Genomic DNA, 12,996 nt, shown 5'->3' with positions numbered 1-12,996 from the left:
TTTATGAGAAAGATCATTATTGCGGATGACGAACACAAAATCTTAATGTCGCTGGAATACAGTTTTAAGAAAAACGGGTATGACGTTTTTATTGCCAGAGACGGCACAGAAGTCCTCGACTTCCTGAAAACAATGGTTCCGGACGTCATTCTTCTTGATATTATGATGCCAAACCTTGATGGATACAGTACTTTGGATATCATCAGGCAGGATGAAAAACTGAAAAATACCAAAGTGATCTTTCTGAGCGCCAAAAACAATCCCAGGGATATTGAAAAAGGACTGGAAATGGGCGCAGATGCTTACGTCACAAAACCCTACTCGATCAAAAAGCTGATGCAGCAGATTGAGGAGATGTTTTAGATTGCTTCGCCTCCGGCCCGCAATAGCACAGCTTAAACCCAACACAAGATTATTGACATGAAAACAGATACATTATTTAAACAAAGCATAGAAAATAAAGAAGGCTTCTGGAAAGAGCAGGCAGGGAAAATACAATGGTTTGAATTTCCCCAACAGATCCTTTCCAAAGACGAAAATGGTTACCCACAGTGGTTTTCTGATGGAAAGCTCAATATGTGCTATTTATGTATCGACAAACATATTGAAGACGGATTTGGAGATCAGATTGCCATTGTTTATGATTCACCTGTTACCCGCCAAAAGAAAACCTACACTTTCAATCAGGCGCAAGAAGAAATTGCAAAGCTGGCTGGAGGATTGATTTCTCTAGGATTAAAAAAAGGAGATACAGCCGTTATTTATATGCCAATGATTCCGCAGACGCTCTTTGCCATGCTGGCATGTGCAAGAATCGGAGTTATTCATAATGTGGTTTTCGGAGGTTTTGCCCCTCATGAGCTTGTAGTAAGAATTGATGACTGTAAACCCAAAGTTTTAATCACTGCTACAGCCGGTGTGGAAATTGCCAAAAGAATTCCTTACCTGCCACTGGTAGAAAAAGCGATTGAACTGGCGCAGGATAAAGTAGACAATATCGTTGTATACAACAGAAGATTAGTGGATAATCAGGATGAAATGTTTGACGGATTAATTGATTATGAAGAACTGGTAGAGCAATCAGCTCCGGAAGAATGTGTTTCTGTAGAATCTACCCATCCGCTTTACCTGCTTTACACGTCAGGTACTACCGGAAAGCCCAAAGGTATTGTTCGTGATACCGGAGGATATGCCACTGCATTACAATTCTCAATGACCTATGTGTATGGTGTTGAGCCGGGGGAAACCTATTGGGCTGCATCAGACTTCGGGTGGGCCGTAGGACATAGCTTTTCTGTGTACGGACCATTAATCAACAGGAATACGACTATCATTTTCGAAGGAAAACCTGTCATGACTCCTGATGCCGGAACTTTCTGGAGAATCATATCAGAATATAAAGTTTCGGTGATGTTTACAGCACCTACTGCTATCAGAGCTATTAAAAAAGAAGATCCGAACGGAGAACTGGTAAAAAAATACGATTTAACCCACTTCAGAAAACAGTTTCTGGCAGGTGAAAGATGCGATGTAGCTACTTTGGACTGGTTTGCAGAGCATATTGGCGTTCCGGCAATAGACCATTGGTGGCAGACAGAATCCGGATGGCCTATGCTTGGATTATTGACTTATGATGAAAATTATCAGATCAAAAGGGCATCCGCAGGAAAACCTGTTCCGGGATATGATATTAAAATCTTTGATGAAAATGGCTTTGAACTGGATCCCCATCATGAAGGTTACCTTGTGATCAGACTTCCTCTCCCACCCGGCGCTATGCTTGGAATCTGGAAAGACTATGATCGTTTTGAAAACAGCTATCTCTCCCAGTATAAAGGGTACTATTTCTCAGGAGACGGCGCCATACAGGATGAGGACGGCTATATATTCATTACAGGAAGAGTGGATGATGTAATCAACGTGGCAGGACACAGACTTTCCACTTCTGAAATGGAAGAAATCGTTTCCTCACATCCGGACGTTGCCGAATGCGCTGTAGTAGGTATTGATGATGATTTAAAAGGACAGGTTCCTTTTGCAACAATAGTTCTAAAAAACGGCTCAGCTATTTCCGAAGAAGACATAGAGAAAGACATTATTCAGATGGTCCGCAACAAAATCGGAGCGGTAGCATTTCTTAAAAACGCCATGGTTGTCAAACGATTACCGAAAACAAGATCAGGAAAGATTTTGAGAAAGCTGATCAGGACCTTACTGGACGGGAAAGATTTCCAGATTCCATCAACGATTGATGATGAAAAAATCATTGATGAAATTCAGGAAAAAATCAAAGAATATAGGCTTTAAACGGGAAATTAAACATAAATTTAAAATATAATAAATTCAAATTTCAAAAACGAAAGGGATATGAGAAATTACTTGATAGAAGATTTACCACAATATTTTGAAGACTATAAAAAATCTATCAAAAACCCAAAAAAATTCTGGGATAAGGTAGCGGATCAGAATTTTGTGTGGTACCAGCGATGGAGCAAGGTTGTTAAGTACGATATGAATGAAGCCAAAATCACATGGTTTAAAAATGCAAAACTCAATATTACCAAAAACTGTATCGACAGGCATCTGTCGATAAGAGGAGATAAAACGGCTATCATCTGGGAACCCAATGATCCTAAAGAAGAAGCACAACACATTTCATACAACGACCTCTATACACGTGTCAATAAAACAGCCAATGTTCTTCGTGACATGGGTATAGAAAAAGGAGACAGAGTATGCATTTACCTTCCTATGATTCCTGAACTTGCCATTACAATGCTCGCCTGTGCTAAACTGGGTGCTGTGCATTCTGTTATTTTTGCAGGGTTTTCGGCTTCAGCAGTGGCTTCCAGAGTGAATGACTGTGAAGCGAAAATGGTCATTACTTCGGATGGAAGCTATAGAGGAAATAAAGTTCTTGATCTTAAAAGCATAGTAGATGATGCATTGGAAAAGACACCAACTGTTGAAAGCGTTCTTGTGGTAAAAAGAACCCACAATGAAATCAAGATGAAGGAAGGAAGAGATCACTGGATGGCTGATTTGTACGAAAAAGCTTCTCCTGATTTCGTCACTGTCATTATGGATTCTGAAGATCCCCTTTTCATTCTATATACTTCCGGATCTACAGGAAAGCCAAAAGGAATGCTTCATACCTGCGCCGGCTATATGGTATACACCGCTTATACCTTTAAAAATGTATTCAATTATAAGGAAAACGATATCTATTGGTGTACTGCGGATATCGGATGGATCACCGGACATTCTTATATCCTTTACGGACCTTTATTGAATGGCGCTACTACAGTAATTTTCGAAGGTGTTCCTACTTATCCTGAACCGGATCGTTTCTGGGAAGTGATTGAAAAACATAAGATCACTCAGTTTTACACTGCGCCTACAGCCATCCGTTCTTTAGCAAAAGAAAGTGCAGAATGGGTAGATAAGCATGATCTTAGCTCCCTTAAAGTAATAGGCTCTGTGGGTGAACCTATCAACGATGAAGCATGGCATTGGTTTAATGACCATGTCGGAAGAAAAAAATGTCCTATTGTAGACACCTGGTGGCAGACAGAAACAGGAGGAATTATGATTTCACCGCTTCCTTTTGTGACACCAACCAAACCTACCTATGCTACCCTTCCATTACCTGGTGTACAACCTGTCCTGATGGATGATAAACGAAATGAAATTACAGGTAACCAGGTAACCGGAAATCTTTGTATCCGTTTTCCATGGCCGGGAATTGCAAGAACCATCTGGGGAGACCATCAGAGATATAAAGAAACCTACTTCACAGCCTTTCCTGGCAAATATTTTACCGGCGATGGTGCATTAAGGGATGAAGTTGGTTATTACAGAATTACCGGACGTGTAGATGATGTGATCATCGTTTCAGGCCACAACCTGGGAACCGCACCTATTGAAGACAGCATCAATCAGCACCCTGCTGTTGCAGAATCGGCTATAGTAGGCTATCCTCACGATATCAAAGGAAATGCATTGTATGGATATGTAATGCTGAAAGAAACCGGGGAAAGCCGTGATAAGGAAAACCTGAAAAAAGAAATTAACCAGCTGATTTCAGATCAGATCGGCCCGATTGCCAAGCTGGACAAGATACAGTTTGTTTCCGGACTTCCAAAAACGCGTTCAGGAAAGATTATGCGTAGAATCCTGAGAAAAATTGCTGAAGGTGACTTCAGTAACTTCGGAGATATTACCACCCTTTTAAATCCTGAAATTGTAGAGGAAATCAAAAACGAAAGAATTTAATTAATCATTATTTAACCAATAGTGGGCCCTGGGAATTATTTTCCGGGGCTTTTTGTCTATATTTTTATAATTAAAAAATTACGACAAGTTTTGTCGTTTCGTGTATATATTTTGGCTTCAGAATAAAATAAAGCCAAATATAAATAATGAAATTAAATATTTAACAGCAGGTTTTACATTAAATCGCATTAATGTGATTTTTGCATCTTAAAAAGTGTTAATTTCGCAAAGTTTTAAAAGCTAATTACTAACTCAAAAAACATTAAAATGAGAAAGTTTTATCTCAGTGCACTTACTTTGTGCATGGTTCTGGGCGTATCTGCCCAGGAAGTGGTATGGCAGAAAGATATCCAATCCTCTACCCAGGATTTTCTAAGTCAGGTTACCACTACCATTGATCAGCAATATCTTATCACAGGAAGTTCCATACAGTCAGGAAGCGGGAAGCCGGAGGCTGGAAGTAAGCAGAACAACGGTTACGATTTTCACCTTATCAAACTGAACCAGCAGGGTGAAGAGGTCTGGGAAAAATACTTCTCAGGACAAAACCATGATTATCTCTCTGCAACGGTTACCACACAGGACGGTGGATTTCTTTTAGCTGGTACCAGCTATTCGGGAAAAGGGTTGGATAAAAAAGAGGATTCCAAAGGAGGATCAGATATCTGGCTGGTCAGAATCAATGAATTTGGGGATGAATTATGGCAGAAAACACTAGGAAGTATTTCTGATGAAGAAGCCAGAGCAGTTATTCAGACTACAGATTTAGGATTCTTTGTTGCCGGAAATGTACAGGGCTCTTCAAAAGGATATGGCTCCAAAGATGTTCTGATCACAAAACTGGACAAAGACGGAAAAGAACTCTCACAGGTAATTTTAGGAGGAAAAGGTTTGGATGAAGTAGAGAAAATGATTCCAACAAAAGATGGAGGAGCATTACTGGGTATTTATTCGAGAAGTTCTGAAGTAAAGGCGGGAAGCGGGAGGCTGGAAGCTGGAAGTGGCGTGAAGATCGACTCTTATTCCAAAGCCAGCAGCAACTTTGGCGAAGGCGACTACTGGATCGTAAAGCTTGACAAAAACGGAAAAGTGGAATGGGAAAAAAATTTCGGAGGAAAAGGTGATGATCATTTGAGAACATTGGCTTTAACTTCAACCGGCTTTATCATTGGCGGGGAATCCAGATCAGAAAGGTCAGGAAATAAAACCGTAGGAATTGAAGAAGGAACAGACCTCTGGCTGATTTCCTTGAATGAAAGAGGCGATGAACAGTGGCAGAAATCTTACAATTTGGGGAACCGGGATATCCTGATGGGTATGAATGTAATAAACGGGAAGCAGGAAGACGGAAACGGGAGTTCTAAAGGCATTCTGCTGGGAGGTTATACCCAGGCGGAAGGAAGAATAGAAACGGATGATGAAACTTTCTGGATGTTATACCTTGATCATAATGGAAATGAACAGTGGAGAAAACACGTCAAAGGAGAATCAAGGAAGAAAGCAGAGAGGCTATCTGATTTAAAACTCAACAGGGACGGTTCTATTGTTCTGGCCGGAACCAGTGCAGAAGAGCTGGGGAAAGAAAACTGGAAGATTGTAAAACTGGGAGACAAACAGGTTGATCAGTTAATTGAAAAATACGATATCAAAATCTACCCGAATCCGGTGTCAGATTATGCTTACATAGAAATTGGCTTTGATTTTAAAGAGGCTGATATTCTGTTGTATGATATGAGCGGAAGACAGCTTCAGAGTATAAAAACGAAGAACAAAGTGACTAAGGTGAATACCCAGGCTTTGGTTCAGGGAGCCTATCTGGTGACGATAAAAACGGATAACAACAAAACGGCGAATGCTAAACTAATTAAGAAATGATACACATGAGAAAACACTTTATTTTTCTTTTGTTGGCATTTTGTATATGCCTGAAAGCACAAAGCAATCCTACAGAATTCGATAAACCTATACCTACTCTTTCTTATTTATCTACTTATGTAGATACACCCATTGATATTTCAACAGGTACTCCAAAAATAGATGTATCTGTTTTTGGTCTTCCAACAAGAAATAAGAATGTGAATATTAATCTGGGAATGTCTTATCACATTAAAAACTCAGCCCGATTTCAAAAATCTTCCGATGTTGGTTTAGGATGGAGCCTGATGAATGTTAATAATGCTATTTCTAAAGTTACCATTGGAGCATTGGATGAAAAAACGGCGAATAACCCACTGACGAATATGGATTTATTCCAGTTCGATGATGTATTTTATTTTAATGCATTTGGAATGTCTGGTAAGTTTGTTTTCATAAAAAGTGGTAGTACTATTACCGTTAAGAATTTAGGAACTTCAAAGGAAAAAATTGAATTTACTAACTCGACCAATAAATTCTATGATATTTTAGATTTTAAAATCACTGATGAATATGGTAATCAGTACTTTTTTAATAAAAAAGTTTTAGCTATAGAAAATTATTATCACGAAGTTTATCCAGGGGCCTATTATTTAACCAAAGTATTGGATGCTCAGAATCAGGAAATTGTTAATATTGAATATACAGAATATCCTTACTCAGAATATCAACTCGCTATGATGGATTATAAACCTAAAAAAATCATTTCTAAAGATTATGGAATAATTAATATTGAATATGATTATTTTCCAGAGAATAGATATAAGTCCAATACCACTAATATGGCAGATTGTTACCGTGTCAAAAAAGTAGAATTAAAAGACACACAAAACAGACTTGTACAGCAACTCGATTTGGAATATGGAGGTTTTGCTTATTATAAATACGAATTCGGTAATACTGTTACTTATAATACAACAACGCTCGATAAGATCACTAAGAAAAATAGCCAGGGAAATGAAATTGAATCCCGATCATTTGTTTATAATACAACAGGAACTGACAGAAATTATGGACCATCGCCTAATTTTGGGTTTGATGTATGTCCTACTGATCCTGAGCCTATAAGAGAATGGATTGATAATCCAAAATATTCTGCCATTGGAAGTTTGTCAAAAATGATCTTGCCTACTAAAGGCTATGTTAAATTTAATTTTGAATCCAACCAATTTGAAATTCCATCCTGGATTTCGGGAATAGGATACATTAGCGGAAAAGAATCATATTATTTTAAACCAATTACTTCTTTCAGTTTCGATACAAAAATTAACAATACTTTCGCTTTTAACGTAACAACGACTGGAAATCCTCAATATAATTATAGGGCACTTGTTTTTTGTTTTCAGGTCAATGGTTATGACCCAAATCCTTTACTTGATCCTGAAGCAATTCCTAATATAACCTTTTTTGTAGACGGTCAGGCAGTAATGCAGACTGCTGATGGCTATGGAAGAATATATATGCCCGAAGTGTTGGAAGGTCAACATAGCATTACGATTTCGGGAAACACGACTGGTGTTGGATCTTTATCTGTTTCAGAAAAAACGGAGGCAGAGTATCCTCAAAGCTATATAAGTAAATATGGGGTAAGAATTAAAAGTATAGAATATTTTGATACTGAATTTTCAGTCAAGCCTTCTAACTCTAAAACCTATTACTATGAGAAGTTTTCGGATATCAATAGTTCCAGTGGTATACCTTCTCTGTTCAATAGTTTTAAAAAAAGCTCGGATTTTATAACAATGTATGGAGGATATGAACTCAACAGAAATATCATCTATAAAAATGTGAAAGAAGTAGATCGTGATGGAGGATATACTAAATATACTTTCCTTGGCATGGATGATATAAACCCCTCTATGACTAACAGTTATGCGGATAATCTCGATTATATGGAAGATATTAATAATCGAGGATTGTTAAAAAAGAAAGAAATGTTTGACTCAGCTAACCAAATGATAGCTTCAGAAAGCCATGAATATACTACGCAAGCCTTATCTGCCACGCCTATTATGGTGGAGCAGCCTAGCGGGTATATAAAACTTAATCCTATATATGTCCGAAATCATAAGATTACAAATACGCTTTATTTTCCTCAAAATAGATTTGTCACTTCGTTAAAAGAAACACAGATAAACCAGTTTGACTTCAATGTAGATTATGCTAAAGAAACTACAGAAAGAGGGGTGTATGAAACTTATTATTTTTATCCACAAGCTAAGTTATTGAACAAATTATTGGATAAAAATATTTATAAATATCTATTAGAGAAAAAAGAAACTTTCAATGGTAAAACACTATCTCGTGTAGAAACTAAATATGATAATGCTACTAATCTGTTTCCAAGTTCAGGGCTATCTTATGATCTTCAGGATATTCCATCTACAGATATTGTGTATGACCAATATGATTCCCAAGGAAATCTTCAACAATACACTACAAAAGACGGTATTTCCACAGTCATCATCTGGGGCTATAACCTGACCCAGCCTATTGCGAAAATAGTAGGAGCTAAATTATCGGATATTCAGCAGTCCTTAATAGATTCCATTGTGACAGCTTCCAATACAGATGCATCTGCTACAGCTAATAATGATGAGACTTCATTTTTATCAGCATTGAATACCTTCAGAAGTAATACCGCATTATCCGGTTATCAGATCACTACTTATACTTATGACCCTTTCGTAGGAGTAAGAAGCATCACCCCACCATCAGGAATTACCGAAAGCTATAGTTATGATTCGGCTAACCGACTTGAAAAAGTGATTGACGTGAATGGTAAAGTGCTGAAAGAAATGAAATACAACTATAAAAACTAAAACCCATAAAAAGAATATTAATTCCTATAGGAATTCTCCTTATGGAACTGCCAAGTCTCAGGAGGGAACAATGGCAAAAGCTAAAAAAAACTATTAAGAAATGAAAAAGATAACACTTTCTATATTTAGTCTATTTTTTTATGAAATTGTGTGTTCTCAACATCATATTGGAAATGAGTTAACTAATATTGTTCCTCCTTCTCCACAATCAGGAGAAATAATTTCATATGGAAATCAGCCACTTAATGAATACAAAGGAATGGCTCAAATAAACATTCCTATTGCAAAAATAAATGAGAAAGATATATTCAATAATATTGAGCTTAAATATTCAAAGCTGGGTGTTAAAGTAAATGATATCCCTAATAATGTTGGGGTTAGCTGGCTTCTTGATATGGGTGGTGTAATTACCAGGACAATATATGATTTACCTGATGAAATGCAACTTCCGTCTAAAAGATTAATTTTCGATAACTTATATGGAATCAATACTTTAACACAATCTCCAAATGGCTCAGCCAATGCGATTTTATTGAATAGTTATATTAAAGATACAACTTTCGATAATGAAGTAGATATATTTAATATTTCGGTTAATGGCCTTACTGGTAGTTTTTATTTAGATAAAGATTTAAACCCTGTATTATTAGCAAACAGTCATCAATTTAAAATAGAAACAATAGGGGATTTTAAAATTACGCATGAGTTTAAATTAACAACAAATGAAGGAATAAAATACTACTTTGGGGGAAGTGATGCTATTGAAAAAACATTTGTGAGAGATGCTCCAGAATTTAGTGGATTTACAAGTTTTTATTTAACAAAAATACAAAGTGTACAAGACAACGAAATAAGTTTTGAATATAAAAATATTGGACCAAAAACAACTCCTATTTCAGAAACTGAATGGGAAACTATCAGAACTCAGACTTTTCAAGATTGTGTAAATTCAGTTAGACCATTAGGATCGAATAAAACTTATTCTGGATTTGTTTTAAAAATATCTGATGCTCGAGTTCTATCTTTTATTAAAGGGAGCCAAACTACCATTAAGATTAATTACGATTCCTTAGATGTTGATAAGTTATCTTCAATAGAAATATTTAACAATAGAAATAACAAAAAGCAAAAAGAGTTTAATTTTATTTATCTAGACGCTCCCTTAAAAAAAAGATTTTTCCTGTCAAATATTAAAATATATGATTTTATAAATGATACTAAAATATTTAATAATGAGTATCTTTTTGAATATAATGATCCGCTTGCTATACCTGAAAGGATGAGTCGTAGTACAGACTTGTATGGTTATTATAATGGAAAATATTCCTCTACATTATTACCTGATCTCAATTTATTAATTGGTGATGGAACTGGTACTCCATTTCCTGAAGTTGCAGGATTGTCTGATAGAAGATCAAATTTTGATTATGCTGTAAAAGGAACACTTAAATCAATAACCTATCCAACTAAAGGCAAAACTTTTTTTGAATATGAAGGATTAGGGCAAAAAGAACTTTTGTATGATGGAAGATCTGGTGAGCTTGATGCTGATATAGTTCCAGGAGGAAATGAGACTTCTTCATTTATAGATGGCAGTGAAGTAATGGATGACAAAATTAGTATTAAATTATTTATATCTCAACATTTTATAAGTGGCCCTCCAAGTAATTATACTGCTAATTTCAAAATACTTGATGCTGTAACAAATGAAGTTTTGTATGATCAGAGTTTAATACTGCCTAAACCTGGTTTCCTTCAAGAAGGTCCATCTGAAAAGACGGTAAATTTTGATTTTACAACTAATAAGAATAAAAAGTATAAATTTATTATGAAATTATTAAGACCTAATTACCATGATATTGGTTATTATGATATTTCTTATAAAAATAAATATGCAGAAGTAAATAAAGTAGGACTAAGACTTAAAAAAATCTATGATTTTGATGGTAATAATATCACAAACATTAAAAGATTATACTATACTTCATTTGATAATATTAACAAACCTGATCTTCTTCCTAATAATCTTTATCAGATAGGTGGATATACTACTTACCTTTATGATTTGGCTGGTTGTACGGATGGTAATGGATCACCTACATTTACCCCAAAAGTTATTCAACAAACTATACTTTCATCTCAAAATTCAAATGATTATTTTGATAACCTGCCTTCTTTTCCTGTGGTTACCATTAGTTATGGAGGAGATAATTTTGAAAAAGGAGGAGAAGAAAAAAAATTTATAGATGGAGTTTTTGATACGACAGATATTTTTTATTCTCCTCCTCCTGCTACGGGTACAACTTTCTATGGAGATGCTTCTGATCTTAACTTAATCACAGGTTCTGCTGTAAAAGACTTTAACCGTAGTATTTTATATGAAGATTATAATGGAAAACTAATAGAAAATAGAATTTTTTCCAGCTTAATCAATGGGAAAGCTTACATGAAACAAAAAACCGTTTTTAATTATGACTTTAAAGAGTATAAAACAACTTACAATTTAATGGGAAAACCCGTATATGAGCAATTTTATTTTTCATCTGGACAAGATCCAAATAACATTATAACTAATTTAGCTTTGTTCTACCTTCCTAGAAAATCTTATTCTATTCCTCTGAATAGTAAAATAGAAACATTATATTTCGATAATATCCCTATAGATGAAAACAATGATTCTTCATATAAGAAACTAATAACAACGACAAATTATTCTTATAACAATACCTCTCATTACCAACTGACTTCCCAAAAAACAATTTTACCGGAACAGAATACGATGGAGATTAATTATAGCTATGCTCATGAGAAAAATAATCAGAAGCTGATAAACGCCAATATAATAGGTATTCCGCTGCAGACTATAACAAAAAAGGATAATGTAATAGTATCGAATACGGAAACCAAATATGACAACCCTTTGAATTTACTTCCAAGCTCTGTTGTCTCCACTGATTTACAAAATGTTGTTTCTACTGAAGTGGCTTACGATAAATATGACAGCAAAGGAAACCTCCAGCAATACACCACCAAGGATGGCCTTTCCACAGTCATCATCTGGGGGTATAACCAAACTCAGCCCATTGCCAAAATAGAAGGCGCTAAATTAGCAGATATCCAGCAGTCATTCATTGATTCTATTGTGACAGCCTCCAATACAGATGCATCAGCAGGCGTGAACAATGATGAAACAGCCTTCTTATCAGCATTGAATACCTTCAGAAGTAATACTTCATTATCCGGTTATCAGATCACCACTTATACCTATGATCCTTTAGTAGGAGTAAGAAGCATCACCCCACCATCAGGAATCAGAGAAAGCTATATTTATGATTCAGCTAACCGGCTTGAAAAAGTGATTGACGTGAATGGCAAAGTACTGAAAGAAATGAAATACAACTATAAAAACTAAAACCGATGAAAAAAATATTAATTCCAATAGGAATTCTCATCATGGGAACCGCTAAGTCCCAACTTACCAATACAGAAAATTATGTATACTCAAAGACGTATTTGTCCGATCCTACCCTTGCTAATGTTAAAAGCTCGGAAACAGTTCAGTATTTTGACGGATTGGGAAGGCTTAAACAAATCGTTAATGTAAAAGCATCACCTCTGGGGCGTGATGTTGTGACCCATATCGAGTATGATCAATTCGGAAGACAGGTAAAAGATTACCTGCCTGTTCCCCAGGGGAACACTTTAAATGGTGCTATTATTCCTAATCCTTTGAGCAATACAGCGAGTACTCCCTATGGCCAAGAAAAGATCTATTCTGAAAAAGTGCTTGAAAACTCACCTTTAGACAGGATTCAGCAGCAGATCCAGGTAGGCAATGACTGGAGTAATAAACCTGTTAAGTTTGAATATTCTGCCAATATAGGAAATGATGTCTACAAATTTGTTCCTGCAACGGTATGGGAAAACGGAGCCACTAAAACGACTTTAACGGTATCTGCGTATAGTGAGGCCAATCAACTCTACA

General features: G+C 36.0%; 7 protein-coding genes. All 7 read left to right on the top strand.

The features are described from left to right. Positions 1–3 precede the first annotated feature (3 nt). Positions 4–363 (top strand): response regulator transcription factor, encoded by a 360-nt coding sequence (locus ACR1PO_RS18570; RefSeq protein ID WP_433987745.1) that lies wholly within the window; start codon positions 4–6, stop codon positions 361–363. Between the two features lie 57 nt (positions 364–420). Further along, positions 421–2,307, top strand: coding sequence for an AMP-binding protein (locus ACR1PO_RS18565; protein WP_433987744.1), 1,887 nt, complete (start codon positions 421–423; stop codon positions 2,305–2,307). A gap of 30 nt (positions 2,308–2,337) precedes the next feature. Further along, entirely contained in the window at positions 2,338–4,275 is a 1,938-nt protein-coding gene (acs, locus tag ACR1PO_RS18560; RefSeq protein WP_433987928.1) for an acetate--CoA ligase, read from the top strand. Between the two features lie 267 nt (positions 4,276–4,542). Continuing rightward, entirely contained in the window at positions 4,543–6,150 is a 1,608-nt protein-coding gene (locus ACR1PO_RS18555) for a T9SS type A sorting domain-containing protein (protein WP_433987743.1), read from the top strand. A 5-nt stretch (positions 6,151–6,155) separates the two neighbouring features. Next, a complete protein-coding gene (locus tag ACR1PO_RS18550; protein WP_433987742.1) occupies positions 6,156–9,011 on the top strand; it encodes an RHS repeat domain-containing protein in 2,856 nt (951 codons plus the stop codon). 100 nt (positions 9,012–9,111) lie between these two features. After that, on the top strand, positions 9,112–12,423 hold the full coding sequence (locus ACR1PO_RS18545; protein WP_433987741.1) for a hypothetical protein: 3,312 nt from the start codon (positions 9,112–9,114) through the stop codon (positions 12,421–12,423). 5 nt (positions 12,424–12,428) lie between these two features. Further along, positions 12,429–12,996, top strand: a 568-nt coding sequence (locus tag ACR1PO_RS18540) for a DUF6443 domain-containing protein (RefSeq protein ID WP_433987740.1), incomplete at its 3' end; no start/stop codon positions are given.

This window comes from Chryseobacterium amylolyticum, assembly GCF_051011775.1.
Classification (GTDB): Bacteria; Bacteroidota; Bacteroidia; order Flavobacteriales; family Weeksellaceae; genus Chryseobacterium.
Note: the sequence above shows the minus strand (reverse complement) of the source record. Positions and strands in the feature narration are given on the sequence as shown.

Bases quoted from the DNA above. Each gene is read 5' to 3' on its own strand.
- ACR1PO_RS18565 (WP_433987744.1), top strand. From the start codon at position 421: ATGAAAACAGATACATTATTTAAACAAAGCATAGAAAATAAAGAAGGC.
- ACR1PO_RS18550 (WP_433987742.1), top strand. From the start codon at position 6,156: ATGAGAAAACACTTTATTTTTCTTTTGTTGGCATTTTGTATATGCCTG.
- ACR1PO_RS18555 (WP_433987743.1), top strand. From the start codon at position 4,543: ATGAGAAAGTTTTATCTCAGTGCACTTACTTTGTGCATGGTTCTGGGC.
- ACR1PO_RS18545 (WP_433987741.1), top strand. From the start codon at position 9,112: ATGAAAAAGATAACACTTTCTATATTTAGTCTATTTTTTTATGAAATT.
- ACR1PO_RS18570 (WP_433987745.1), top strand. From the start codon at position 4: ATGAGAAAGATCATTATTGCGGATGACGAACACAAAATCTTAATGTCG.